The following is a 25,064-nucleotide window of genomic DNA, read 5'->3' as shown; positions in this document are numbered from 1 at the left end:
TGCCGAGCGGGTACGGCGGGCCTCAGACGGTGGCGGCCCGGTAGCCGATCTCCTCCTCCTGGGGCTCGGCGTCCGGGTGCTCGGCGTCGAGGGTGATGACGCCGTACGACCAGCCCTTGCGCCGGTAGACCGCGGAGGGCTGTCCGGTGTCCTCGTCGATGAAGAGGTAGAAGTCGTGGCCCACCATCTCCATGGCGTCGACCGCGTCGTGGACGCTCACGGGGCGGGCGGGGAAGACCTTCTTGCGGATCTTGACGGGGGCCTGCCCGTCCGACTCCGCGGTGACGCCGTCCTGCGCCGCCTGCTCCTCGACCACCTGGTCCACGAGGGACCTGCCGGGGTCGATGACCGGCAGGGCGGCCGTGGCATCAGCGACGGAGACGCGCTGGTGCAGCCGGTCCTTCTGCCGGTCGCGGAGACGCCGCAACCGCTCCAGGAGCTTGCCGAACGCGAGGTCGAAGGCGGCGAACTTGTCGTCGGCCTGCGCCTCGGCCCGGATCACCTTGCCCTTGCCCTGGACGGTGAGCTCGACGGTGAGGTTCCCATCCGAGTGGCGGTGGTTCGCCTGCTTGGTGACCTTGATCTCCAGCCTCTGGGCACGCTGCGACAGCTGCTCGATCTTGCTGAACTTCTCCTGGGCGTAGTCCCGGAAGCGATCCGGGAGGGACACGTTGCGGGCAACGTAGCTGACGTCCATGGTCATGATGTCCTCCTCAGGGCCAGGCGGCCGTTGAACATGTGCTGCACCGGGAACCGCGGATGGGAGCCGGCTCCTTAATGCACATCGGCGGCGGGAAGAACTCCTCCTTCCTGCCGCCGGCGACGGTCCCTCTCGGGGTCCGTGACGCCAGCCTAGTACGTTCGTCATCCGGAGTTAAGACCCCTGTCGGCCGGGGTCCCGGGGGCCGTCACCGCCGCCAGGACCACCGCCCCACAGGGAGCGAGGCCGACGGCGTCGAGGGCGCGCCAGGCCGCCGCGAGCGTCGCGCCGGTGGTCATGACGTCGTCGAAGAGGACCACCCCGGCGCCCCGCGCCGGACCGGACCGGGCGGTCGCGCGGAACCGCCCGGTGCTGCGCCGCCGCCGGTGGTGGGCGGCCGCCCCGGCGTGGCTGGCCCCGGCCGCGGGTGACCCCGTCCGGGCCGCCGTCCCGTCCGCCCGGGCGCCACCCGTCCACGGCCCCGGTGGCCTCCGGGTCGGCGGGGCACCGCGGAGCAGGCCGGGCGCGAGGCGCCAACCGGGCGGGAGCGGTCCGGCCAGCAGCTCCGCCACGGGGTCGTAGCCGCGGCGGCGGAAGCCCGCCGCGCTCGCGGGCACGGGCACGAGGAGCAACGGCCCGGCCGCGGGGCCACTCCGGACGCCGGGGAACCCCCGCCCGGCGGATCGGGGAGGGCCCGCGTCGAGCGGACCGCGCGGGGCATCCGCCTCCGGAGCGCCCCCCGGAGCGAGGAGCCCCAGGCCCGGCGCCGCCGCCAGCGCCCGGTGGACCGCGGGCCGCAGGGCAGCGCCCACGGGCGTCCGGCCATGGTCCTTGAAGGCCAGGACCGCCCGGGCCAGGGCGCCGCCGTAGCGCCCGGCGGCCACGACGGGCAGCGGCACCGGGTCCCGGTCCGCTTCCCCGGCGAGGAGGGGCAGGGCGGCGGCCTCGCCCTCGGCGCGGTAGGGGTGCAGCAGGGACGCTGTGAGCTCCGGGGCGCACCCCGGGCACACCGTGCCGTCGCGCACGCCGCACACCGCGCAGTGGGCCGGCAGCAGCACGCCGGTCAGCTCCGCGGCGGCGGCGCCCAGGGCACGGACCGCCGGCTCATGGGAGGCACGGTCCAGCAGGGCGGCCAGGCGCGGCGGCAACGGGCTCATGCCCCCATGCTCCCCGCCGCCCCGCGGGCCCCGGCGCCCGCCGCCCGCTCGGGGGCGCGACACGCCGGTCCGGGCGCCGGTGCAGTTCCGGGCGGGTGGCGGTCCCCACGGGGCCGGGCCGGCCGCCCCGGATCAGCCGGGGAAGGCCAGGTCGTGGGCCACCCCGGCCTGGGAGCGCCAGGTCGAGCCCGCCAGGGCGTGGACCGCCTCGGAGGTCTCCGCGTAGATGGGGTTGTCCCCCGGGCCCGTGGAGAACCCGGTCATGCCCAGCAGGGGCTTCAGGGTCACGAGCGAGCCGTCCAGGCCCACGATCTGCGCCTCGACGGGCTGGTTGGCGCTCGTCGCCGCCACGACCAGCTCCTCGTCGGAGAGCCACGTGACCTCCCGCACCGGGACGGTCGGCTCCAGGCGCACCGGGGTGCCCAGGCCCCGCGGCACGCCCGAGGAGTCCCGGATGACGCCCGAGAGGTACAGGTGCGAGGACGAGCCCTCGCCGGCCACGATCGCCGCCCGGGTTCCGTCGCGGGAGATCCGCAGCGAGGTGACCCTCCGGTCCCCGATCCACTCGGCACTGATCTCGGTGGCCTCCGAGCCGGACTCCGAGTCCATGGCCATGACGCGGGTGCCCTGGGCGTGGTCCACCGTCCAGGTCCACCCCGCGAGGTCGTAGCTCGGCCGCGTCAGGTCCCTGCCCTCGAGGTCGACCCGGCTCGACCCGTCCGTCCCCGCCGAGCGCAGCACGCTCCGGTCGCGGTCGAGGAAGGAGAAGCGCGTGCCGTCGAGGGACATGGCCGGCAGCACGGGCGGCTCGGCCGGGTCGAGGCGCAGTCCCCCGACGGGCACCGCCGCGTCACCCTCGTAGTAGACGAGCTGGCCGTCGGCCACGGCCACCTGGGTGGACCCCACGCCGGGGTTCACCGTGGCGGGGGTGAACTGCTCGGGGGCGGGGCCCAGGTCGAGCGGGTCCAGGTCCATGGACAGGTCCACGGACGAGACGCTGCTCAGCCCGCCCAGGGTCAGGTCCAGCTGCTGCTCCATCCGGTGGCGGGCCAGCTGGTCGGCGCCCTCCAGCGTCTGCCGCGTCAGGTCCACCTTGGCCGCGCCCGAGTTGATCGGCACCGAGGGGCGGGTCAGCTCCGAGCCGGCCGGGAACGCGGAGCGCACGGCGCCCTCCAGGTACGGGGCCGGGCCGTCGAGCAGGGCCTCGACGACGTCCGCGGCGGTGCCGGGACGGTTCAGGAACCAGCGCAGGTCCGGGACGGCGTACCGGTAGGACTGGTCGTAGAAGTACAGCTCGTGGGAACCGAACAGCGCGCGGAACTGGGTCGACTCGAGCACGGTGCCGGCGGGGGCGCGGGAGATGCGCCACTCGCCGTCCTGCTCGACCACCTCGAACTCCGCGGCCTCCGTGGTGTTGGCCGGCATCCGGTTCATGATGCCGCGGTCGTCCACCACCGACTCCACCTCCATCTGGACGGTGTACACGGTGTCCGAGGCCGAGGGCACGAGCGTGGGCTCCGAGGTGTAGACGAGCGTCCGGGCGCCCGGGTCCCAGGACGCCGCGGCGTCCTCGGTGAGGAACTCGCGTGCCGTGGCGTAGTCGTCCTGGACGCCGGTGCCGGCCGTGAGGAAGCCGCGGATGATCTCGTCGGGGCTGGCGCCCGGGGCGGGGCCGGCCGGGGTGAACGTGTAGTTGACCTGGTTCTCGTCGCCGGGCAGCGGTTCCGAGGTGCCCACCGGCCCGTCCTGGGGCAGGCGGGCGCAGCCGCCGAGCACGAGCAGGGCGGCGACCAGGGCCGCGACCCACCGCCACCGGGCACCCGCCCCGCGCGCCGCCGTCGCCCGCCTCACGGCCGGTCCTCCGCCGCGCCGCCCTCGGGCCGGGGGTGCCGCAGGGACTGCTCGTGCACGCGGTCCGGCAGGGCCGGGGCCGCCGCCTCCGCCGGCTCGATCTCGGAGGGCAGGCGCCGCTGGTCCTCCGTGTACGCCGGCGGCAGGGCGAGCGGGGAGGACTCCCCCACCGTCCCGCCGCGGTGCCGCGGGAGGGTCAGCCGGAAGGCGGACCCGTCCCCGAGCACGCCCCACGCGTCGAGCCGGCCGTTGTGCAGCCGGGTGTCCTCGGTGGCGATCGACAGGCCGAGCCCCGACCCTCCCGTGGTGCGGGCCCGGGCGGGATCGGCGCGCCAGAACCGGTCGAACACGCGCGAGGCCTGCTCCTCGGACATGCCGATGCCGTGGTCCCGCACCACCACGGCGACCGTGTCCTCGTCCGAGCCCACGAGCACGTCCACCGGGCGGCCCTCGCCGTGCTCGATGGCGTTGTTCACGAGGTTGCGGACGATGCGCTCGATCCGCCGCGGGTCCACGTCCGCGGTGACGTCGCTGGCCAGGGGCACCAGGTACACCTCCGTGTTCGCCTTGTTCGCGAGCGGCTGCGCCGTGAGCACCACGTCGGCCGCCAGGTGCAGCAGGTCCGTCCGCTCGGCGGCCATGGTGGCGGCGCCGGCGTCGAAGCGGGTGATCTCCAGCAGGTCGGCCAGCAGGGCCTGGAAGCGCTCGACCTGGTGGTACAGCAGCTCCGTGGAGCGCCGGTTGATGGCGTCGAACTCGTCCCGGGACTCGTAGAGCACCTCCGCCGCCATGCGCACCGTGGTCAGGGGCGTGCGCAGCTCGTGGGAGACGTCGGAGACGAAGCGCTGCTGCATCTGGGACAGCTCGGCCAGCTGGGTGATCTGGTCCTGGATGTTGTCCGCCATGGCGTTGAACGAGGTCCCCAGCCGGGCCATCTCGTCCTCGCCGTGCACGGGCATGCGCACCGTGAGGTCGCCGGAGGACAGGGACTCGGCGGTGGACGCGGCCTGGCTGACGGGGCGGACCACGGAGCGGGTGACGTACACGGCGATGAGGGAGTTCATCATCACCAGCATCACCCCGGCCACCACGAGCACCCGCATCAGGTAGTCCAGGGTCTCCTGCACGCTGGAGAGGTCGTAGACCATGTACAGGGCGTAGACGTTGCCGGGCGGCAGGGTCACGCGGCTGCCGAAGGCGAGGCCGGGCGAGGTGCCGCCGTCGGGGTCCGGCAGCGCGATGGACTGCCAGTAGGTGCCGGTGCCGTCCTGCACGGCCTGCACCAGCTCCGGCGGGATCACCTCGGCGCCGAGGTTGCCGGTGTAGCGCGTGCCCACGTAGAGGTTCTGCGACTCCTCCAGCGGGACGAGCAGCAGGTCGCGGTTGACGGTGGCCCCGGTCTGCCCCGCGAGGGAGTTCAGCGTGTCCTCGACGAGCTGGACGGTGTCCTCGGGGTCCGAGGACACGCTGTTGTCGAAGATCGACCGCGCCTGGCTGAGCCCGCGCGTGGACTCGGCCTCGACCTGGTCGAAGCGCGACTGGAAGAGCCCGGAGGTGATCTGCTGGGTGAGGAAGAGCGCCAGCACGGCGGCCGAGACCATGGTCAGCACGGCCGTGATGACCACGGTGCGCAGCTGCAGGGACGCCGACCACCGCCGGTGCACGGCGCGCCACGACGCCCCCGCCGCGGTACGGACCCGAGACCCGCGGCCGGAGCTGACGGCGTCCGCCTGCTCGGGGGCGGTCACGGGGCCCGTGGTCACCTCAGCTCTGGCCCGCCTTGTACCCGACGCCGCGGACGGTCAGGACGACCTCCGGCTTCTCCGGGTCCTTCTCGACCTTGGACCGGAGCCGCTGGACGTGCACGTTGACGAGGCGGGTGTCCGCCTGGTGGCGGTAGCCCCAGACCTCCTCCAGGAGCATCTCCCGGGTGAACACCTGCCACGGCTTGCGGGCCAGGGCCACGAGCAGGTCGAACTCCAGCGGGGTGAGCTGGATGACCCCGTCCCCCCGGGTCACCTGGTGCCCGGCCACGTCGATCGTGAGGTCGGAGATCTTCAGCGTCTCCGGCGCGCGCTGCTCGCCCTCGCGGAGCCGCGCCCGGACGCGGGCCACCAGCTCGGCGGGCTTGAAGGGCTTGGGCACGTAGTCGTCGGCGCCGGCCTCGAGCCCGCGCACGACGTCGGAGGTGTCCGACTTCGCGGTGAGCATGACGATGGGCGTGTCCGACTCGGCGCGGATGGCCTGGCAGACCTCGATCCCGTCCATGCCGGGCAGCATGAGGTCCAGCAGGACCAGGTCGGGGCGTGAGGAGCGGAACATGTCCAGCGCCTGGGCGCCGTCCGCGCAGAACGTCGGCTCGAAGCCGTCGTTGCGCAGCACGATGCCGATCATCTCCGACAGTGCCTCGTCGTCGTCGACCACCAGGATTCTGGCCTTCACCGGATACTTCCTCCCCGTCCGTCAGGTCTCTCGCACCGACGGCGGGCCCGCGCCGGCCGTCGCGCCCGCCCGGCGGCCCGTCCGGACCGGCCCGAGCGGCCATCTGTACCACCCTATCCGACCCGTGGGTACACGGCCGATATAGTCGGTCCCACGGGGGTGCTCCGGCGGTTCCGGGCCCGCCGGCCCGGCGTGCCCGGGACCACGATGCCGGAGAGCCGAGGGGGCCAGCCGATGGACCGACCGATGGACAGGGACCAGCAACCGCACGACGACCGACCCGGCGAGCCCGGCACCCCGGGGGACGGCCACGCGGCACCGCCGCCGCTCCCGCCCCACGCCCCGGGCGACCGGCCGTCGCCGTACGGCCCCACCGCAGGGTTCGAGGCCGGGCCCCCCTACGGCCCCCCTGCGGGGTACGAGGCCGGCTCGCCCTACGGAACCCCCGGGGGATACGGCGCCGGCTCTCCGTACGGCCCCTACGGCGTCCCGGCCCAGCCGTCACCCTCCGGGGCCGTCCCGTACCCCTCCGGGTCCGGCGGCGCGCCCATGCCCCGCCCCGGGACCATCCCGCTCGTCCCGCTCACCCTCGCGGACCTCCTGGGCGGGTCCTTCGCCACCATCCGGCGCAGCGCGGCCGCCACGCTCGGCACGTCCGTGCTCGTCGCCGTGCTGGAGGTCGCCCTCGTGGTCCTCGCCATGACGGGCTTCCTCGACGCCACCCTGGGGCTCGCCGCGCTCGAGCGGTCCGGGATCGATCCCGTCGCCGGCGGCCCGGCGGCACAGGCCCTCCTCGGCCGCCTGGTCGGCTCACTGGGCCTGCTGCTCCTGGCGGGCCTGGCCGGCGGGATCACGACGGTCCTCACGCAGGGCGTGCTGTCGGTCGTGGCGCTCCGCGCCGCCGCCGGGTTGCGCACCTCCCTGGGGCAGGCCTGGCGACTCACGGGGCGGCAGGCCTGGTCGCTGGCCGGGCTGGGCGCGCTCTACGGGGTCGTCGTCCTGGTGGCCGTGGCCATGCTCCTGGCCGTGCTGGTCGTCAGCGTGGTGGCCGTGGTGAGCGCGTTCGCCGATCCCGACGCGACGGCCCCGGGGCAGCTGTGGGTGCTGACGACCCTCGTGGCGATGGCCCTGGGCGCGCTCGGCCTCTGGCTGGCCGTCCGTCTCCTGCTGGCCCCCTCCGCGGCGGCCGTGGAGCAGCACGGGCCGTTCCGGGCGATCGGCCGGTCCTGGTCCCTCACCCGCGGGCACTGGTGGCGCACCCTGGGCGTCGTCCTGCTGGTCAGCGTGGTCGTGGGCGTCGTCTCCTCCGTCGTCACCACTCCCCTCTCGATGGCCGGTGGCCTGCCCACGGGCGTCCTCGATCCCGTGTCCACCGACCAGTTCCTCGCCGCGGACCGGACGTGGCTGGTCCTGGGCGTGGGGATCTCGGCCCTCGTCAACGCGGTGGCCCGCGCGTACACCTGCTGCGTGGCGGCCCTGCTGTACGTCGACTACCGGATCCGCCACGAGCGGCTCGACCTCGAGCTCGGCGCGGCGGCCGAGCGTGCCGGCGTCGGGACCGTTGACCGGCCCGGCGCCCCGCCCGCGCTCCCGCCCACGGCGGACACCGCGGACCTCGTGCCGGGCCGGCGCGGACCCGCGGCCGGCTGAGCCCGCCGCCCCTCCGGCAGGCCCTCCCGGCGTGGCCCCCCCCGCGACCGCGAGGGGGCGTCGGGGGTCCACCACGCGGTCGCGTACCGTGTCCCCATGGTGAGACCGCCCCTGGAGATCGGACCGTGGCGAATCCGCGAGACCGCCCTCGAGCCGGAGGCCCTCGGGGCCACGGAGTCCGTCCTGGCCCTCGGCAACGGGCACCTCGGCGTGCGCGGCACGCTCGAGGAGGCCCAGCCCAGCGTCTCGCGCGGGACCTTCCTGTCCGGGGTCCACGAGCACCACCCGCTGGCCTACCCGGAGGGCGGCTTCGGCGACCCGGAGCACGGCCAGGCGATCGTCGGGGTGACCGACGCGGCCACGATCCGGGTGCAGGTGGACGGCGCCCCGCTGGACCTGCGCGAGACCCCGCCCACCGCGCACGAGCGCGCACTCGACCTGCGGGCGGGCACCCTGGAGCGCCGCACGGAGTGGACCACGCCCGACGGGCGCGCCATGCGCCTGCGCTCCACCCGCCTGGTCTCGCTCGCCCACCGGGCCGTGGGCGCCACGCACTGGACCCTCGAGGCGGTCGACGGCCCGGCCCGCGTGGTGGTCACCTCCGAGCTGGCGGCCAACGGGGTCCCCCCGCAGGTGGACAACCCGGACCCCCGCGTGGCCGAGGCCCTCGAACGGCCCTTCGAGCCGGTGGCCGTCGGCCGGCACCGCACCGGCGGGCACCTGGTGCACCGGACGCGGCGCAGCGGCATCGGCGTGGCCGCCGCGGTGGACCACGCGGTGGTCCTCGACGGCGGCCGTCCCCTGCCGGACCGCGCCGTGCACACCGCCGCGGACGAGGACCGGATCGTGACCACCGTGGTGACGGACCTGGCCGCCGGGCAGTCGCTGACCGTGGTCAAGCTCTCCGCCCATGCCTGGTCCCGCGTCGACCCCGGCGGAGACCTGCTCGGGCGCGCCCGGGACGCCCTCGCGGAGGCCCGGGACCGGGGATGGTCCGGGCTGCTGGCGGACCAGCGGGCGGTCCTGGACGACTTCTGGGCGGACGCGGACGTCGAGGTCGACGGCGACCCGGAGCTGCAGGGGGCGCTGCGGTTCGCCCTGTTCCAGGTGCTCCAGGCCGCCGCGTGCGTGCACGACGCCCCGCTCGGGGCCAAGGGCCTGACGGGGTCCGGGTACAGCGGGCACACCTTCTGGGACATCGACGGCTTCGTGGTGCCCGTGCTGACCCTGGTGCGCCCCCGGGACGCACGGCGGGTGCTGGCCTGGCGTGCCGCCGGGCTCGACCACGCCCGCGAGCGCGCCCGCGTGCTGGGCCTGCCCGGGGCGGCGTTCCCGTGGCGCACCATCGGCGGCACGGAGACCTCGGCGTACTGGCCCGCCAGCACGGCGGCCATGCACCTGAACGCGGACATCGCCCGGTCCTTCGGGTTCTGGGCGGACGCCACCGGCGGGGACCTCGCCGGGGCCGGGGGCGTGGACGTGCTCGTCGAGACGGCCCGGCTGTGGACGGGGCTGGCCGACCGCGACCACGCGGGGACCGCCCACCTGCGCGGCCTGACCGGGCCGGACGAGTACACCGGGGTGGTGGACGACAACGTGTTCACGGTGCTCATGGCCCGCTGGAACCTGCGGGCGGCGGCGCGGGCGTGCGCCGCGCACCCCCGGGACGCCCGCCGGCTGGGGGTGGATGCCGCCGAACCGGACGCGTGGGTGCGGCTCGCCGGGGACCTGCACGTGCCCTACGACGAGATCCTCGGCGTCCACCCGGCCAACCAGGGCTTCACCACCTACCGGGAGTGGGACTTCGGCGCGGACCCCGCGGACGGGGCCGTGCAGGACCGGGCGCACTACCTGACGATCTACCGCCACCAGGTCGTCAAGCAGGCGGACCTGGTGCAGGCGATCTGGTGGTGCCCCGAGGAGTTCACGGCCGAGCAGGCCGCCCGGGACGTGGACTACTACGAGCGGCGCACCGTGCGGGACTCGTCCCTGTCCGCGGCGGTCCAGTCGGTCGCGTGCGCGCGGGTGGGCCACCTCGACCTCGCCGCGGCCTACCTGCGCGAGGCCGCCCTCGTGGACCTGCGCGACCTCGCCGGGGACACCCACCGCGGGCTGCACCTGGCCTCGCTCGCGGGGGCGTGGCTGGCCGTGGCCTGCGGGGTGGGCGGGCTGCACGTGGACGGGGACGTGCTGCGGCTCGCGCCCCGGCTGCCCGCCCGGCTGGGCCGGGTGTGCTTCCACCTGCGCTGGCGGGACCGCCGGCTGCGCGTCGAGGTCGCCCCGTCCGGGACGGTGCTGGCCCTGCGGGACGACGACGGCGGGCCCCTCCGGCTGCGCGTGGACGGGGCGGCCGTGGCCCTGGAGCCGGGGCGGCCGGTCACGGTGCCGCTCGTGGTGCCGGACCCCCTGCTGCCGGAGCCGGCGCAGCCGCCGGGGCGCGCGCCGAGGGCGTGAGCCGGGCCGGCGGCCGGGGGGACGTGGACGCGGTGCCCTCGGGGGGCGGTCCGGACGGGGCCTACAGCCCGCCGTCCTGCCGGATGTGCTCCAGGTCCTCGGCGGCGGCGACGGCGCCCTCGAGCGTCCGGTTGGCCTCGTGGCGCGTGCCCCCGGACAGGTCCGGGGCGCCGAGGACGAGGGCGGACAGCAGGTCCGGGTCCAGGCCGATCCGCGCCCAGGTCCGGGCGATGCCGACGGCGGTGCCCCGGTAGGGCCGTGCCGTGCCGACCGCCTCCGGGCGACCCGCCGCGGACGTCCCGGCTCGTGCCCGGTCCCCGGCCGCCGTCCCGGCCGCCGCGGTGGGCGCGCCGTGCCCCGCGCGGGGCAGGCGCAGCAGCACCGTCCGCCCCGCCTCGGCCCAGCCCGCGGTGACCTCCCAGCGGTCCGGGTCCGCCCCCGGGCCCTCGAGCGGGGCCAGCGGCAGCGCGAGGCCGAGGTCCACGGGGGCGTCCGGCTCCGGGTCCGCCACCGCCGGCAGCGCCTCGGAGGCCAGCAGCGCCAGGTCCCGCCAGCCCCACCGCTCCTCGGCCCCCGCGCGGCCGGGCGCCAGCACGGCGCCGGTGGCGCCGGCGTCGAGCACGGCCTCGGTGACGAGCGTCCAGCCGGCGCGCACCTCGGACCGCGGGATCGAGCGCACGGTGCGGTACCCGCTCGCGGTGGGCAGGGCCCCGGAGAGCACCGCCGCGGCACGCGGCTCGTCGACCACGACGGTCAGCCGGGCGGCGCCCGTGGCGGCGCGCACCGAGCGCACCCAGTCGGCCAGTCCGGCGGCCAGCGACTGCACCACGTCCCGGCGGGCGCCGGCGTCCGAGAGGGAGCGCTCGCCCCCGGGCAGCCACAGCCCGGCGGCCAGGGACATCGGGCCGCTCACCCGGACCACGAGTTCCTCCACGGCCTCGCCCCGCTCCCCGGCGAGGTCGGTGAAGGCGTTCACGTCCGTGCGCAACGCGGAGGCGGCCCGGCGGTGGTCCATGCCGGCCTCCGGCACCAGGCGCCAGCCGTGCGGCTGCAGGTCCACGGCGAGTCCGTCCAGGAGGGCGGCTGTGCGCCCGACCGGGTCCGAGCCCGGGCCGCGGGCCGGCAGCTCCGGCAGGACGGGCAGGTGCGGGCGGGCCAGGCCGGCCAGCACGTCGCGCGCCGCCGCCACGGGGTCGGCACCGGGCCACGGCCCGGCCAGGGTCGCTCGGGTCACGGCCGGCCCCTCAGTCGCGCCGGCCGGCGATGGCCCGGTGGTGCTGGATCACCTCGGAGACGATGAAGGCGAGGAACTTCTCCGCGAACGCCGGGTCGAGGTCGGCGTCCTCGGCGAGCCGGCGCAGCCGGGCGATCTGCGCGGCCTCGCGGCCGGGGTCCGAGGGCGGGAGCTCGTGCTCGGCCTTGAGCCGGCCGACGCGCTGGGTGCACTTGAAGCGCTCGGCCAGCAGGTAGACGAGCGTGGCATCGATGTTGTCGATGCTGCCGCGGATCTCGAAGAGCTCCTGCAGCACCGCCGGGTCGGCCGTGCCGTCCAGGGAGGTGGCGTGCGGGTCGAAGGCGGACTCCGGGCGGGGTCCGGGGGCGGGCTCGGCGTTCATGGCTCCAGCCTACGGTCGGGCGGGCGGTGGTGTCGGATCGTTGCGGCCGGCCGGCGCGGGCAGGCCGCTCCCCCGGACGCGGGCGGCGCGGGTCAGGCGGCGCGGGCCGAGTTCACCGCGGAGTCGATCGTCGCCTGCCCGAGCACGCGGGTGCCCTGGTAGAGCACGGCGGTCTGGCCGGGGGCGACCCCCGCCAGGGGCTCGCGGAGCTCGAGGACCCAGGTGACGGCGTCGGGTCCGGCCTCCGCGCCCGGGGCGGCCGGCGCCCGGTCCACCCGGGCGCGCGCCGGGACGGGGTCGCCGTGGGCGCGGACCTGCAGGTGGCAGTCGAACCACGCGCCCGTGGCGTCCTCGGGCAACGGCTCGCCGGCCCAGGAGGGGCGGATGCCGGTGACCCGGTCCACGGCCAGCAGCTCCCGCGGGCCCACGACCACGGTGTTGTCCCGGGGCCGCACCTCGAGCACGAAGCGCGGCCGACCGTCCGCGGCGGGGCGGCCGATCGCCAGCCCCTTGCGCTGGCCCACCGTGAAGGCGTGCGCGCCCGGGTGGGTGCCCAGGCGGTGGCCCTCGGTGTCCACGATGTCCCCCTCGGTCATCTCGATCCGCTCGGCCAGCCACCCCCGCGTGTCCCCGTCGGGGATGAAGCAGATGTCGTGCGAGTCGGGCTTGGCCGCCACGGACAGCCCGCGCTCGGCCGCCTCGGCGCGCACGAGGTCCTTGGAGGGGGTGTCGGCGAGCGGGAACATCGAGTGCGCGAGCTGCTCGGCGGTGAGCACGCCGAGCACGTAGGACTGGTCCTTGGCCCAGTCCGCGGCGCGGTGCAGCTCGAGGGAGCCGGCAGGCGTGCGGACGACCTTGGCGTAGTGGCCCGTGCACACCGCGTCGAAGCCCAGGGCCAGGGCCTTCTCCAGCAGGGCGGCGAACTTGATCCGCTCGTTGCAGCGCATGCACGGATTGGGCGTGCGGCCCGCGGCGTACTCGGCCACGAAGTCCTCCACCACGTCCTCCCTGAACCGCTCCGAGAAGTCCCACGTGTAGAACGGGATGCCGAGCCGCTCGCACGCGCGCCAGGCGTCCCGGGAGTCCTCGATGGTGCAGCAGCCGCGTGAGCCCGTGCGCAGCGTCCCGGGCATGCGGGACAGGGCGAGGTGGACGCCGACGACCTCGTGGCCGGCGTCCACGGCGCGGGCGGCGGCGACGGCGGAGTCGACTCCCCCGCTCATGGCGGCGAGGACCTTCATGCGGTGTCGTTCCCTTCGGTGGCGGAGGTCAGCGGTGGCTGCCCGCGGTGCGCGGGCCGGGGCCGCGACCGGCCATCCCGGCCCGGAGCGCGGAGGCATGGACGCCCGGCAGGACGTCCAGCACCGTGTCAACGTCCGCGGGCACCGATGTATGCCCGAGGCTGAAGCGCTGCACCGAGCGGGCGCCGTCCTCGTCCACGCCGAGGGCGGTCAGCACGTGCGAGGGCCGGGGCACCCCGGCCGAACAGGCCGAGCCGGTGGAGGACTCGACGCCGGCCATGTCCAGCCCGAAGAGCAGGGAGTCCCCCTCGCAGCCGGGGAAGACGAAGTGGACGTTGCCGGGCAGCCGCCGGGTGCCGGCGGGCAGGCGCTCGCCGGTGCCCGGGTCCACGTCCTCGGCGCCCGTGAGCCGGGCCTCCGGGACCAGTGCCCGGATCCCGGCGACGAGGCGGTCCCGAAGCCCGCCGATCCGCTCGCGCTCGGCGGCCAGGTGGGCGTGGGCCTCCGTGGCGGCGGCGGCGAAGGCCTCGATGAGGGCGACGGGCAGGGTGCCCGACCGGATGTCCCGTTCCTGGCCCCCGCCGTGCTGCACGGGCACGAGCGTGGCATCCCGGCGCACCAGCAGGGCGCCGATCCCCACGGGGGCGCCGATCTTGTGCCCGGTGACGGCCATCGTCGTGGCCCCGCAGGCCCGGAAGTCCACGGGCACCGCCCCGAAGGCCTGGACGGCGTCCGTGTGGAACGGCACCCCGTGCGCGGCGGCGAGCGCGGCGGCCCGGGCGATCGGCTGGATGGTGCCGATCTCGTTGTTGGCCCACATCAGGGTGGCCACGGCGGCGGTCCCGGGCTCCCGGGACAGCGCCCGCTCCCACGCGTCCAGGTCCACGACGCCGTCCGGGTCCACGGGGACCACCTCGAGCCGCGCCCCCTCGTGGGCCTCGAGCCACTCGGCCGTGTCCAGGATCGCCGAGTGCTCGATGCCGGTCAGCAGGATCCGGTCGCACTCCGGCTCCCCTGCCGCCCGCGCGGCGTCCCGGCGCGCCCAGTACAGGCCCTTGAGCGCCAGGTTGTCCGATTCCGTCCCCCCCGAGGTGAACAGCACCTCGCTGGGATCGGCGCCCAGCGTGGCCGCGAGCGCCTCGCGGGCCGTCTCCACGCGCAGCTTGGCCGCCCGCCCCGACTGGTGCAGGGACGACTGGTTGCCGAGGCGGCGGGCGGACGCCGTGAAGGCCTCCAGGGCCGCCGGGCGCAGGGCCGTGGTGGCGGCGTGGTCGAGGTAGACGCGGGCACCGGGGGCAGCGGGGGTCATGGCTCCAGTGTAGGAGCGAGGCCCGCGCCGCCGTCGTCGAGGACCGCGAGCGCGCCGGGGTCCACCGTGACGGTGGCGGGCAGCCGGCCGAGGGGCTCGCCGTCGCCGTGCAGGACCGGCGGCTCCCCCGAGCGGCGCCCCGCCCGGCGCCCGGCCGGACGCGCGGGCGGCTCCGCCTCGATGCGCACCGCGCGTGTCCGGCGGATGTCCACCTCCGGCAGGCCGGCGTGGGCCCCGGTGAAGACCCGCGGGAACAGGCGCAGGAACCGCGCGGCAGGCAGGGGCCGGACGAGGAAGGCCTCCAGGACGCCGTCGTCCGGCCGGGACCCCGGGGTGACCTCCATGCCGCCGCCGATGAAGCGCCCGTTCATCACCGCGAACAGGAACGCCGGGCCGGCCAGCCGCGCCGGTCCGTCGGGGCCCTCGAGCGTGATGCGCAGCCGGGCGGGGCGGTGGCGCGGCAGTTCGGCGAGGACGGCGAGCACGTACCGGGCGCGGCCGCGGGGCCGGCGCATCCGGTTGGCCCGCGCCGTCACCGCGGCGTCGAAGGCCACGTCCACACCGGCCACCACGTGGCGGCGGACGCGGCCCCGTCCCGGGCCGTCCGCGTCGCCCGTGAACTCCGGCCCGGTCGGCACCGCCCCCGGCAGCGGGGCCAGCTCCACCCGGGCCAGGTCGATCCGTCGCGGCGGGAGGCGCAAGGAGCGCAGGACGCGCTCGACGGCGGCGCCGATGTCTCCGTCCGCGCAGCCGAGGGAGCGGGCGATGTCGTTGCCCGTCCCGGCCGGCACGAGCCCGAGCGGGATCGAGGTGCCCGCGAGGACGTTCGCCGTCACGTGCACCATGCCGTCCCCGCCGACCACGACGACGGCGTCCGGCGCCGCGGTCGGCGCCCCGGCCCCCCGGGCCGCGGCCAACCGCTCCGCCAGCGCCCTCGCGTACCCCTCGGCGGGCACGCCCCCGCCGGCGCGCGGGACGGCCAGCACCTCGACGTCGGCCCCGCCGCTGCGCAGCCGGGCGGCCGCCTCCGCCCCCGCGCCGGCCCCCCGGCCGCGCCCCGAGGCCGGGTTCACGCACAGCAGCACGAGGGGTCGTTCGGCAGGGTGTGGCGCACCGGTCCGCGGCGGTCGGCTCATGCGGCCATTGTGCCCGGCGGGCGCCCCGTCGAGCGCGACGGGGGGAGCGCCGCGGACCGGTCCGGGCCGCCGGTACGCTGGGTGACCGTGAACGCGAACCGGTCCGGGCCCTCCGCCTACGAGATCCTCGGCGTGGCCTTCGACGCCGACACCGCCACGCTCAAGGCGGCCTGGCGCCGGGCCGCGCGGCGCACGCACCCAGACTACGGCGGGGACGCCGCCGAGTTCCGCCGCGTGAGCCTGGCCTGGGAGCTCGTGGGAGACCCCGGGGCCCGGCGGGACTACGACCGGTCCTTCGCGGCCGCCGCGGCCCGCAGCCCCGCCGAGGCGGCTCCCGGGACCGGTCGGCCGCCAGCGGGAGCGCGTCCGGCCGCGCGGGCGACGGCGCGCGCCGGCACCGCGCCGGGACCGGCCGGCGCCCGGGGCACCGTGGACTACGACCCGCCGCTGGACCAGGCCGCCGTCCTCGACCCGCTGCGCAGCGCCCAGCAGGTGCACGGGGCGCCCCGGCGGCGGGGGCTGCTCTCCTCCGGCCACCGCCTCGTGCGCGAGGCCCGGACCATCCGCGTCCTGCAGGCCCACGTGCTGTCCGCCCTGCCCGCCGCACGGCTGGTGACGGGGCTGGACCTGCGGTTCGGCCGGATGAACTCCGGGGCCATCGACCACGTGGTGCTGTGCGGGGAGCGGTTGGCCGTCATCGGCTCGCTCCAGGTCCCGGACGGCGCCTACCGGTGGGACGGGGCCGAGCTGCTGCTCGGTGACCGGCGCGTCAGCCCGCCCTCGCTCGCCCCCGCCATGGTCGCCCTCCAGCGGGCCTTCCCCGACTGCACCGTCGGCGGGTTCATCCTCGTGCTCGGCCCCGACGACAACCCCCACGCCCCCGTCATCCAGCTGGACCGCCGCCGCGCCACGGGCACCCACGCGGACTTCCTCACGGACCCGCCGGGCAACGCCGTGCAGTTCGGCCGCGACGTCAAGATGTTCCTGGGCGCGGGCCCGGACGCGCGGCGGGTGGACCGCCGGGTGCTCGCCCGGTTGCTGGGTGCCATGTACTGAGCCGTCACCCGGGGCGCAGGACCGAGCGCCGGGGCGCCGCGCCCTACGATGGACGGATGGTCCCCGCCTCCCCCCTCGATCCCCCCGACCCCTCCGGCCCTCGTGGGCCCCGCGAGCGCGCGGCGACGACGGGCGGCGACGCCGGGACCAACCCGCACGTGGGCGCCTCCCGGGCCCCGGCCCCCGGGACCCCGGGCTTCCGCATCCTCTTCCACTCCCCCGAGATCCCCGGCAACACCGGCAACGCGATCCGGCTCGCGGCCATCACCGGCGCGGAGCTGCACCTCGTGGAGCCGGTCGGCTTCGACTTCTCGGACGCCAAGCTGCGCCGTGCCGGACTGGACTACCACGACCTGGCCGTGCTCACCGTGCACCCCACCCTCGAGGCCGCGTGGGCGACCCTGCTGCCGGCGCGCGTGTTCGCGTTCACCTCCCGCGGGGAGACCCTGTACACCGACGTGCGGTACTCCCCCGGCGACGTGCTGCTGTTCGGCCGCGAGTCCACCGGGCTGCCGGACGGGGTGCTGGCCGACCCGAACGTCACCGCGCGCGTGCGGCTGCCCATGCAGCCGTCCCGTCGCTCGCTGAACCTGGCCAACTCGGCGTCCATCGCCGTGTTCGAGGCCTGGCGCCAGCACGGGTTCGCCGGCGCCGGCTGAGCCCCGCCCGGCCCCCGGGTGCGGCCCGTGTTACGGCGCGTGTTGCGGGGCGGTCACGAACCGCGTGGCAGCGCGTCGCGTCCGGGGTGACTTCCTATGCTGGGGGCATCATGGAAAAGCGCGCCACCGGACTGCCCCACCGCCCGTCGACGCCGGACGCGGAGACCCTCCCGTCCGCGCCGTCGCCCCTCGGGCCGGACTCCTCGCTGCCCGGGCTCGATGACCTGCTGCGCCTGGCCGGGGAGGGCGACCGGGCCTCGTTCTCGGCGTTCTACGACGAGACCGCCCCCTGGGTCCACGGGCTGGCGCGCGCCGTCTTCGCCTCGGAGGAGGACGCTGCCGAGGCCACGGTGCTGACCTACCTGCAGGTGTGGGACGCCGCCCCGGAGGAACGCTTCGACGACGAGTCCGCCCGCGCCCGGCACCGGGCCGTGCTGTGCTGGCTCGAGGCCCTGGCCCACCGCACGATGACGCGGCTGCTGCGCTCCGACTCCCTGCCCGGCCGCGGGACCGGGCTGCTGCCCGAGAACGCCGGGCCGGTGACCGGGCGCCGCCGCAGGCCCTCCACCGTGCTCTCGGTCCTGACCCCCGCCCAGTTCGACGCCCTCGACCTGGCGTGGGCGGGCGGGCGGACCTACCGCCAGGTGGCCGAGGAGCTGGGGGTCGCGGTGCCCACCGTGAAGTCCCGGCTGCGCGACGCCGTCCAGCGGGTCTCCAAGCGCTACCAGGAGAAGTACCTCGGCCGCGCGGGCGAGGAGGACCCCGTCATGCTGCGCGCCGTGACCCCGGAGATCGCCGCGCGCACCGGCACGCCGCGCAACTTCACCCTCAACCTCAGCCAGGACCTGGAGAACGGCCTGGCCCGGGAGTGGGCGGACATCGCGGCCCTCGACGCGCTCGAGGAGTCCGAGCGCGAGGAGCTCGAGCGCTTCGTGACCCGCCAGGGCCCGGAGTTCACCACGCTGTGGCGGGCCCGCGTGGAGAGCGCCCGCCGCACCGTGACGTGGGCCTTCCGGGGGCTGGCGCACGAGCCGCCGTCGTACCTGCTGGACGAGCTGCTGCACCGGCTGCCCGCCCAGGACGTGGGCATGGGGCTCGTGGACGGGCTCGGTCCCTCCGGGCCCGCCGGTGGCAACGGGGGGACCGCGGCGCGCCGGATGCCCGGGTGGGCGCTGCCCACGGCCGGCGCCCTCGTGATCGCCCTGGGGCTGTGGCTCATCGTGCGCCTGGTCGTGGGCCCGGACATCGTGGCGCGGGTGGACGGGGCCGAGGACTCGTTCACCACGCAGCCCGTCGCCCTGGCGCAGGGGGGCTCCATGCAGGGCCACGTGTCCAAGGAGCGGGACATGGCGTACGTGACCTTCGCCGGGGTGCCGGAGCCGGGCGAGGACCGGGAGTACCAGTTGTGGCTGATGCCCTCCGACGGGTCGGCGCCGAGCAGCCTCGGCACGCACGACGCCGCGGACCTGGCCGATCCCGTCACCTTCCGCGGCGTCGTGCGGTACGCGGAGCTCGTGGTCACCGAGGAGCCGGAGGGCGGCTCCGAGACCCCGACGTCGGCGCCCCTCGGCTCCGTGGACCTCGTCCACCAGGTGACCCAGGGCCCGGTCTACGGCGGGCGTCCCAATACCCCGCCGCCGGCCCCCGCCGAGTGACCCCCGCCGAGTGACCGCCGGGCGACGGGGGGCCGGCCCGGGGCTCAGAAGCCGCTGATGGTGCTCGCGTCGTTGACGGCCACGAGGTGGAACCCCTCGGCGTAGCGCTCCGGGGCGTCCTCGCCGGCCGCCGCCCCCGGCCCGCTCCACCGGCGGTGCAGCTCCGCCATGCCCCGGAGCACGAAGGCCTCCATCCTGGGCACGTCCGGGTGCTGGGAGACGTGGTGGCGCAGGGCCCGCAGCTTGTCCTGCTCGGCGCCCGTGACGTCCACGACCAGGTTGGTCCGGGCCGCCGGGCCGCCGTAGAGCACGAGCCAGGGCAACCGGTAGGCCTCCAGGCCCTGCTCGGCGAGCCGGGGGTAGGCGAAGGGGTTCTCCACGGCCGGGTAGGACGCCCGCACCACCGCCTCGCCCACGGCCAGGTGGTCGGGGTGCGAGCGCTGGAGCCGGTCCCAGTCCCGCTCGGGGTGCATCGCCAGCACCGCGTCGGGCCGGTGGCGCCGCATGCGCGCGACCACCTGCTCGATGACCGCATGGGTGGGCTCGAGGTAGCCGTCCCGCTCCCCCAGGAACTCGACGTCGCGCACGCCCAGCAGGGCGGCGGCGTCGCGCTGCTCCTGCTGGCGCCGGGTGGTGATGGTGTGGTGGTCTTCGGCCTCGAAGCCGCCGGCATCCCCGTCCGTCATCACGCAGTAGGTGACCTCGACGCCCGCCCGCGTCAGCCCGGCCACCGTCGCGGCCGCACCGAAGTCCAGGTCGTCCGGGTGCGCGCCGAAGGCCAGCACGCGGCGCCAGCCGTGCGTGGCGGCGACCTCGGCGGGCGTGGGCAGGGGCTGGCCGCTCACTGCTGGTCCTGCCCGCCCGTGAAGGTGACCTCGGCGGACTCGTCCTTGCCGTCCCGCGTGAAGTGGACGGTGGCGGTGCCGCCCTCCGGGTACTCGCGCACCACGGCCGTCAGGGACTGGCTGTCCGTCACCGGGCGGTCGCCCACGCCGGTGATGACGTCCCCCGTCCGCAGCCCGGCCTCGTCCGCCGGCGAGCCGGGGACGACCTCCACCACGCGGGCGCCGGCGCTGAAGCCGCCGGAGGCGGTGCCCTGCTGGGCCCCGCCCGCGCCCGGGGCGGGGGCGCCCTCCGCTCCCTCCGGCGTGGCCGGCTGGGGCGTGACCTGGACGCCGAGGAAACCGTGGGTGGCCTCCCCGTTCTCGATCAGGTCCTGCGCCACCCGCTGGGCGTGGTCCACGGGGATCGAGAAGCCGACGCCGATGTTCCCGGCCTCGCCGCCGGACGACCCCCCGGCCGCCGAGGCGATCGCCACGTTGATGCCGATCAGCCGGCCCTGAGCGTCGATCAGCGCGCCGCCGGAGTTGCCGGGGTTGATCGCCGCGTCCGTCTGGATGACGTTGATGTAGATCGAGCCCCGGGACTGCTGCTGCTGGGGCACCCCGGGGATGCGGAACTGCGGCGCGTCCCCCGAGCCGCCGTCCCCTCCGGCCTCGGGCGGGGCCGAGGAGGACACCGAGATCGTGCGGTTGAGCTTGGAGACGATGCCGTCCGTGACGGTCCCGGACAGGCCCAGGGGGGCCCCGATCGCGATGGCGGTGTCCCCCACGTTCAGGTCGGCGGACCTCCCGAGCTCGATCGGCGTCAGGCCGGGGGCGTCGATCTTCACGACGGCCAGGTCCGACTCCGGGTCGATGCCGACCATCGTGGCCGTGTGGACGTTGCCGTCCGCGGTCTGGACCGTGATGTCCGTGCTGCCGGACTGCCCGCCGAGGGTCACCACGTGCGTGTTGGTCAGGATGTGGCCCTGGTCGTCCAGGATCACCCCGGAACCGGAGCCGGCGGCCTGGCCGTCGGAGACGGAGAGGGTCACCACGGAGGGCGCGGCCTTGGCGGCCGCGGCGGTCACCGGGGTGGCGTCCTCCGAGCGGTTGATGTCCAGGCCGTGGCCCTGCTGCTGCACGGTGCCCGCGTCCTGCCGGGCGGCGGCGGGGGCGTCGTCGTCCACGGCCGCGTTCACGCCGGCGGCCACGCCGCCGCCGGCCAGGCCGGCCAGCAGCATGCCGGCCACGAGCGTGCCCACGCCGACGGTGCGGCGCCCGGTGCCCGGTCGCGTCCGGTCCGGGGTCGCGGGGCCCGCGCCGGCGGCCCCCTGGGTGGCGCCCCAGCCGGGCTGCCCGGCGGGGCCGGCCGCGCGGTCCGCGGCGGGTGCGGCGCCCCGTCCGGGTGCACCGCCGTCCTCCATCCGCGGGAGGGCCTGGGTGTCCCCCCAGCGGGGGTGCGGATCGCGCGCGGCGGACACGGAGGACTCGCCCGGGGCGGGATGGGAGGACGACGGCGGTGGCGTCCGGGGGCGCGGGGGCACCGGCCCGCCGTCCTGCCGGCCCTCGCCGGGCTGGGGTCCGTGCTGCTCCGCGTCGTTCATCGTCGTCCTTTCCTGCCGGTCTCCCGGTCCCACGGGCCCTGTCCCACGTCGGGGGCGGGCCGGGGCCAGCACACATCCTGCCCCGTCCACCTGTCCGATTGGAGCATGTTCTCTGGGTGGATGCTGGACGTGCGCTCCACAGTTCGCCCTCGGCGCACCCCGCCGCATGGCGGTCCCCGAGCGTCCGACCCTAGACTGCGGAGGGAAACCACGTCCTCGCGCCGGCGGTCCCGCCGTCGCCGCCGCCGGGGCCCGACCGGGCCACCGGACGAGGGAGTCACGGCCGGTCACGGCCACGAAGGGTGATCGATGAAGTCCCACGCCGTCCCGCATCCGTCGCACCGCCTCTCCCCTGCCGTCCTGGCCGCCGGCGCCACGGGGGCCTCGCTGCTGTCCGTGGTGGCCGGGCTCGCGCTCGCGGAGGCCGCCCGGGCCGAGGCGCCCGTCGACATCCCGCCCGCCACCTTCGTGGTGGACGAGGCGAGGGTGCTGACCTCCGCGCAGGAGGACGAGATCACCCGGGCCATCACCGAGTTGCGCGCCCAGGACGGGCAGAACCTCTTCGTGCTCTACGTGGACGAGTTCACGGACGCCTCCGGGCAGCCGATGGACCGGCAGGAGTGGATCGCCGACGTCGCCGCCGCCAAGGGCCTGGGCTCCCAGGACTCGATCCTGGCCATCGCCGTGGACCAGCGCCAGTACGGCTTCGACGCGGACCAGGCCAACAGCATCGCGCCGCTGCAGAACGACATCATCCAGGAGTACATCACGCCCGCGCTCCCCCAGCCGGGGCAGGAGGACTGGGCCGCGCCCGCGCTGAGCACCGTGGAGGGGATCGCGGACGCCACCGACGGCCGCCTGTCCGGCTCGGCCCAGTCGGGCGACGGCGGCGGCGGTGGCTGGCTCGCCGGCGGCCTCGTCGCGGCCGCCCTCGCCGGCGGCGGGATCGCCCTGGCGAGCCGGAACCGGAAGAGGAAGGCCGCGCAGGCTCGCCCGGCGGCCGGAGCGCAGGGCCCCACGGACCCGCTGGACGCGATGAGCGTGGAGGAGCTGCGCACCAAGGCCGGGTCCCTGCTGGTGGCCGCGGACGATGCCATCCGCTCCTCGGAGCAGGAGGTCGGCTTCGCCCTGGCGTCCTACGGCGAGGAGGCCGTCGCGACGTTCCGCAAGGACATCGAGATCGCGAAGGACCACATGCGGGAGTCCTTCAAGCTGCAGAACCAGCTCGACGACCACATCCCGGACACCGAGGAGCAGCAGCGCGCCTGGCTCAAGGACATCATCGCCCGCTGCGAGGCCGTGGGCGCCTCCCTGTCCGCGCACCAGGAGGAGTTCAACGAGCTGCGCCACCTCGAGGACAGCGCCCCGGCGGCCCTGGAGGCGCTCCGGACGCGGGCCGCCGAGGTGGCCCGGACCGTCGCCGGTGCCGAGCAGCAGCTGGTGGGCCTGCACGCCCGGTACGCCGAGACCGCGCTCGCGGAGGTCACCGACAACGCCAGCCAGGCCCGGGAGCGGCTGGACTTCGTGGAGGCCGCCGTCCAGAAGGCGGACGCCTCGCTGGCCGCCGGGGACAGGTCCACCGCGGTGCTGGCCATCCGCGCCGGCGAGGAGGCCGTGGCGCAGACGGTCACGCTGGTGGAGGCGGTGGCCAAGGCCGGGCAGTACCTGGACAAGGCGGGCGAGAACCTGCAGGTCGGCGTGCGCCAGACGACCCAGGACCTGGCCCAGGCGCGGGCCCTGGTGGACTCCGGCCAGCACCGCGAGCTCGCCGGGCCGATCGCCGGCGTGGAGCAGGCACTGGCCAGCGTCAAGGCGGGGCTGGGCTCGGGACGCCCCGACCCGCTGGACCTGCTCCGCCAGCTCGAGCAGGCGCACCGCCAGCTCGACGCGCCGCTGTCCGGGATCCGGGACCGCCAGGAGCAGGAGCGCCGGGCCGCCTCCGCCCTGCAGTCCGCCATCCTCCAGGCTCAGGCCCAGATCGACGGGACCCAGGACTTCATCGCCGCCCGCCGCGGCGCCGTCGGGTCCCAGGCCCGGACCAAGCTCGCCGAGGCCGAGCGGACCCTCCAGCAGGCCCTCCAGCTCTCCGGCCGGGACCCGGTGACCGCGCTGAACCTGGCCAACCAGGCGGGCTCGCTCGCCGACCGGGCGAGCCAGCTGGCCCAGCGGGACCTCAGCCAGTGGGGCGGTGGCTACGCCGGGGCCGGGTATGGCGGGCCGCGCGGCTACGGCGGCGCGGGTGGCAGCTTCGGGGCCGGCCTCGGCGGCGCCATCCTGGGCGGCATCCTCATGGGCGGCATCATGGGCGGCGACCACGACGACTGGGGCGGCGGGGGCTTCGGCGGCTTCGGCGGCGGCGGGCTGGGCGGCGGGGACTTCGGCGGCGGTGGCTTCGGGGACGCCGGCGGGGGTAGCTTCTAGCCAGGACGAGCGGATCCGCGGCCCGGCCCGCGGACGAACAGTTGTCCGGTGCCCGTGGCGCCGGAGCCCAGCACCCGGCAGCGGGGCACGGGAACGGAGCACCGGAGAGGCCGGGGTTCCGCAGACGCAGAACGGAAGGCGACATCGTGGTAAAGCAGTCAATCTTCGGCCGGATCACCACCCTGGCCAAGGCCAACATCAACGCCATGCTGGACAAGGCGGAGGACCCGCAGAGGATGCTGGACCAGATGGTCCGCGACTACACCAACAGCATCTCCGAGGCCGAGGCCGCCGTCGCCCAGACGATCGGCAACCTGCGGATGATCCAGGACGACTACAACGAGGACCTGGACGCCGCGCGCAGCTGGGGCCAGAAGGCCCTCGCCGCCTCGCAGAAGGCCGACCAGTTCCGCTCCTCGGGGGACACCGCCTCCGCGGACAAGTTCGACAACCTGGCCAAGGTCGCCATCGAGCGCCAGATGGACTCCGAGCGCCAGGCCAAGGCCGCCGAGCCGACCATCGCCTCCCAGTCCGAGATCGTGGACAAGCTCAAGACCGGCCTCGAGCAGATGAAGGCCAAGCGCCAGCAGCTGGTCTCCAAGCGCGACGAGCTCGTGGCCCGGGCGAAGTCCGCCCAGGCGCAGTCTGCCGTGCACGACGCCGTGAAGTCGATCGACATCCTGGACCCCTCCTCCGAGGTCAGCCGCTTCGAGGAGAAGGTCCGCCGCGAGGAGGCCCGCGTGCGCGGCCAGAACGAGCTGGCGGCCTCCTCCCTGGACGCCCAGTTCGAGTCCCTCGAGGACCTCGGCGAGCAGACCGAGGTCGAGGCCCGCCTGGCGGCCCTCAAGGCCGGCGGCAACCCGGCCCTGACCGGCGGCACGGGCACCGGCACGGGCACCGGGGAGACCGAGCTGGACTACACCCAGGGCGCCGGCGGCCGCTGAGCCATCCCGCCCCCGTCGGGCCCGGCCTCCGCGCGGAGGCCGGGCCAGACGTCGTCCGGGCACCGCCCGCAGCGTGCCCCCGGGTCCTCCGGGTTAAACGACGGAACCCGGCCCCCAGGGGCCGGGTTCCTTCTGCGTGGTTGCGGGGGCAAGATTTGAACTTGCGACCTCCGGGTTATGAGCCCGGCGAGCTACCGAACTGCTCCACCCCGCGTCGACTCCATCGACTATACAGGGGCTCCGCGCCGACGCCAAATCCGCGCCCCCGGCCGGTCACCGCGGGGCCATCCGGACGCCATGCGGGCGTCGTCCCGCCGTCATTCGCGGGCCGCCCGGGGCCCCGGA

The 25,064-nt window shown here is 76.2% G+C and carries 19 protein-coding genes and 1 tRNA gene; 7 read left to right on the top strand and 13 right to left on the bottom strand.

Annotation, left to right across the window (positions count from 1 at the left end; genetic code table 11):
• Positions 1-22: 22 nt before the first annotated feature.
• The 5 genes from hpf to mtrA all read right to left on the bottom strand — a co-directional run bounded on the left by hpf (position 23) and on the right by mtrA (position 6,150).
• Positions 23-703 (bottom strand): ribosome hibernation-promoting factor, HPF/YfiA family, encoded by a 681-nt coding sequence (gene hpf, locus E7744_RS05715; protein WP_137773288.1) that lies wholly within the window; start codon positions 701-703, stop codon positions 23-25.
• Positions 704-864: 161 nt separating this feature from the next.
• Positions 865-1,857, bottom strand: coding sequence for a ComF family protein (locus tag E7744_RS05710; RefSeq protein ID WP_137773287.1), 993 nt, complete (start codon positions 1,855-1,857; stop codon positions 865-867).
• A gap of 132 nt (positions 1,858-1,989) precedes the next feature.
• On the bottom strand, positions 1,990-3,708 hold the full coding sequence (locus E7744_RS05705) for an LpqB family beta-propeller domain-containing protein (RefSeq protein ID WP_137773286.1): 1,719 nt from the start codon (positions 3,706-3,708) through the stop codon (positions 1,990-1,992).
• A complete protein-coding gene (mtrB, locus tag E7744_RS05700) occupies positions 3,705-5,456 on the bottom strand; it encodes an MtrAB system histidine kinase MtrB (protein WP_246858571.1) in 1,752 nt (583 codons plus the stop codon). Before mtrB ends, E7744_RS05705 begins: the two co-directional genes overlap by 4 nt.
• Before the next feature lie 16 nt (positions 5,457-5,472).
• Positions 5,473-6,150, bottom strand: coding sequence for an MtrAB system response regulator MtrA (gene mtrA, locus E7744_RS05695; protein WP_137773285.1), 678 nt, complete (start codon positions 6,148-6,150; stop codon positions 5,473-5,475).
• A 246-nt stretch (positions 6,151-6,396) separates the two neighbouring features.
• On the opposite strand from mtrA, the gene E7744_RS05690 reads away from it, so the two are divergent.
• Together E7744_RS05690 and E7744_RS05685 are read left to right on the top strand one after the other, a co-directional pair.
• The gene (locus E7744_RS05690; RefSeq protein ID WP_137773284.1) at positions 6,397-7,800 is read left to right on the top strand and encodes a glycerophosphoryl diester phosphodiesterase membrane domain-containing protein; all 1,404 of its coding nucleotides are present in this window, start codon (positions 6,397-6,399) and stop codon (positions 7,798-7,800) included.
• Between the two features lie 96 nt (positions 7,801-7,896).
• Positions 7,897-10,254, top strand: a complete 2,358-nt coding sequence (locus E7744_RS05685; protein ID WP_137773283.1) for a glycoside hydrolase family 65 protein — start codon at positions 7,897-7,899, stop codon at positions 10,252-10,254.
• A 61-nt stretch (positions 10,255-10,315) separates the two neighbouring features.
• Here E7744_RS05685 and E7744_RS05680 read toward each other — a convergent pair whose 3' ends face one another.
• The 5 genes from E7744_RS05680 to E7744_RS05660 all read right to left on the bottom strand — a co-directional run bounded on the left by E7744_RS05680 (position 10,316) and on the right by E7744_RS05660 (position 15,556).
• Positions 10,316-11,488, bottom strand: coding sequence for a hypothetical protein (locus E7744_RS05680; RefSeq protein WP_137773282.1), 1,173 nt, complete (start codon positions 11,486-11,488; stop codon positions 10,316-10,318).
• Positions 11,489-11,498: 10 nt separating this feature from the next.
• The gene (locus E7744_RS05675; RefSeq protein WP_137773281.1) at positions 11,499-11,870 is read right to left on the bottom strand and encodes a chorismate mutase; all 372 of its coding nucleotides are present in this window, start codon (positions 11,868-11,870) and stop codon (positions 11,499-11,501) included.
• A 92-nt stretch (positions 11,871-11,962) separates the two neighbouring features.
• Positions 11,963-13,111, bottom strand: a complete 1,149-nt coding sequence (gene mnmA, locus E7744_RS05670) for a tRNA 2-thiouridine(34) synthase MnmA (protein WP_137773280.1) — start codon at positions 13,109-13,111, stop codon at positions 11,963-11,965.
• 28 nt (positions 13,112-13,139) lie between these two features.
• Positions 13,140-14,420 (bottom strand): cysteine desulfurase family protein, encoded by a 1,281-nt coding sequence (locus E7744_RS05665; protein ID WP_137773279.1) that lies wholly within the window; start codon positions 14,418-14,420, stop codon positions 13,140-13,142.
• The gene (locus tag E7744_RS05660; protein WP_137773278.1) at positions 14,417-15,556 is read right to left on the bottom strand and encodes a diacylglycerol kinase family protein; all 1,140 of its coding nucleotides are present in this window, start codon (positions 15,554-15,556) and stop codon (positions 14,417-14,419) included. The genes E7744_RS05665 and E7744_RS05660 overlap by 4 nt, the downstream gene beginning before the upstream one ends.
• 87 nt (positions 15,557-15,643) lie before the next feature.
• Here E7744_RS05660 and E7744_RS05655 point away from each other — a divergent pair, with 87 nt between their 5' ends.
• The 3 genes from E7744_RS05655 (at position 15,644) to E7744_RS05645 (ending at position 18,926) form a co-directional block, all read left to right on the top strand.
• Complete coding sequence (locus E7744_RS05655) at positions 15,644-16,612, top strand: DnaJ domain-containing protein (RefSeq protein WP_137773277.1); 969 nt, start codon at positions 15,644-15,646, stop codon at positions 16,610-16,612.
• Between the two features lie 158 nt (positions 16,613-16,770).
• Positions 16,771-17,271, top strand: coding sequence for a tRNA (cytidine(34)-2'-O)-methyltransferase (locus E7744_RS05650; protein ID WP_246858621.1), 501 nt, complete (start codon positions 16,771-16,773; stop codon positions 17,269-17,271).
• 110 nt (positions 17,272-17,381) lie between these two features.
• Positions 17,382-18,926, top strand: coding sequence for an anti-sigma factor domain-containing protein (locus E7744_RS05645; RefSeq protein WP_137773275.1), 1,545 nt, complete (start codon positions 17,382-17,384; stop codon positions 18,924-18,926).
• 44 nt (positions 18,927-18,970) lie between these two features.
• Here the strand turns inward: E7744_RS05645 and E7744_RS05640 are convergent, their stop codons facing one another.
• Together E7744_RS05640 and E7744_RS05635 are read right to left on the bottom strand one after the other, a co-directional pair.
• Entirely contained in the window at positions 18,971-19,771 is an 801-nt protein-coding gene (locus tag E7744_RS05640) for a PIG-L deacetylase family protein (RefSeq protein WP_137773274.1), read from the bottom strand.
• Entirely contained in the window at positions 19,768-21,354 is a 1,587-nt protein-coding gene (locus tag E7744_RS05635) for a S1C family serine protease (protein ID WP_137773273.1), read from the bottom strand. Before E7744_RS05635 ends, E7744_RS05640 begins: the two co-directional genes overlap by 4 nt.
• Before the next feature lie 309 nt (positions 21,355-21,663).
• Here E7744_RS05635 and E7744_RS16480 point away from each other — a divergent pair, with 309 nt between their 5' ends.
• Together E7744_RS16480 and E7744_RS05625 are read left to right on the top strand one after the other, a co-directional pair.
• Entirely contained in the window at positions 21,664-23,775 is a 2,112-nt protein-coding gene (locus tag E7744_RS16480) for a TPM domain-containing protein (RefSeq protein WP_137773272.1), read from the top strand.
• A gap of 146 nt (positions 23,776-23,921) precedes the next feature.
• Positions 23,922-24,719: a PspA/IM30 family protein gene (locus E7744_RS05625; RefSeq protein ID WP_137773271.1), complete on the top strand. Its 798-nt coding sequence runs from the start codon at positions 23,922-23,924 to the stop codon at positions 24,717-24,719.
• Between the two features lie 137 nt (positions 24,720-24,856).
• On the opposite strand, the gene E7744_RS05620 is transcribed toward E7744_RS05625, so the two are convergent.
• Positions 24,857-24,933 (bottom strand) — tRNA-Met (locus E7744_RS05620).
• Between the last annotated feature and the right edge of the window lie 131 nt (positions 24,934-25,064).

The organism is Citricoccus sp. SGAir0253 (assembly GCF_005877055.1).
Lineage (GTDB): Bacteria > Actinomycetota > Actinomycetes > Actinomycetales > Micrococcaceae > Citricoccus.
This window is presented reverse-complemented; position numbering and strand designations above follow the sequence as displayed.

What these genes read in the sequence shown, in the direction of transcription:
- hpf (WP_137773288.1), bottom strand. Translation starts at nt 703, where the DNA reads ATGACCATGGACGTCAGCTACGTTGCCCGCAACGTGTCCCTCCCGGAT.
- E7744_RS05710 (WP_137773287.1), bottom strand. Translation starts at nt 1,857, where the DNA reads ATGAGCCCGTTGCCGCCGCGCCTGGCCGCCCTGCTGGACCGTGCCTCC.
- E7744_RS05690 (WP_137773284.1), top strand. Translation starts at nt 6,397, where the DNA reads ATGGACAGGGACCAGCAACCGCACGACGACCGACCCGGCGAGCCCGGC.
- E7744_RS05685 (WP_137773283.1), top strand. Translation starts at nt 7,897, where the DNA reads ATGGTGAGACCGCCCCTGGAGATCGGACCGTGGCGAATCCGCGAGACC.
- E7744_RS05675 (WP_137773281.1), bottom strand. Translation starts at nt 11,870, where the DNA reads ATGAACGCCGAGCCCGCCCCCGGACCCCGCCCGGAGTCCGCCTTCGAC.
- mnmA (WP_137773280.1), bottom strand. Translation starts at nt 13,111, where the DNA reads ATGAAGGTCCTCGCCGCCATGAGCGGGGGAGTCGACTCCGCCGTCGCC.
- E7744_RS05665 (WP_137773279.1), bottom strand. Translation starts at nt 14,420, where the DNA reads ATGACCCCCGCTGCCCCCGGTGCCCGCGTCTACCTCGACCACGCCGCC.
- E7744_RS05660 (WP_137773278.1), bottom strand. Translation starts at nt 15,556, where the DNA reads ATGAGCCGACCGCCGCGGACCGGTGCGCCACACCCTGCCGAACGACCC.
- E7744_RS05645 (WP_137773275.1), top strand. Translation starts at nt 17,382, where the DNA reads ATGGAAAAGCGCGCCACCGGACTGCCCCACCGCCCGTCGACGCCGGAC.
- E7744_RS05635 (WP_137773273.1), bottom strand. Translation starts at nt 21,354, where the DNA reads ATGAACGACGCGGAGCAGCACGGACCCCAGCCCGGCGAGGGCCGGCAG.
- E7744_RS16480 (WP_137773272.1), top strand. Translation starts at nt 21,664, where the DNA reads ATGAAGTCCCACGCCGTCCCGCATCCGTCGCACCGCCTCTCCCCTGCC.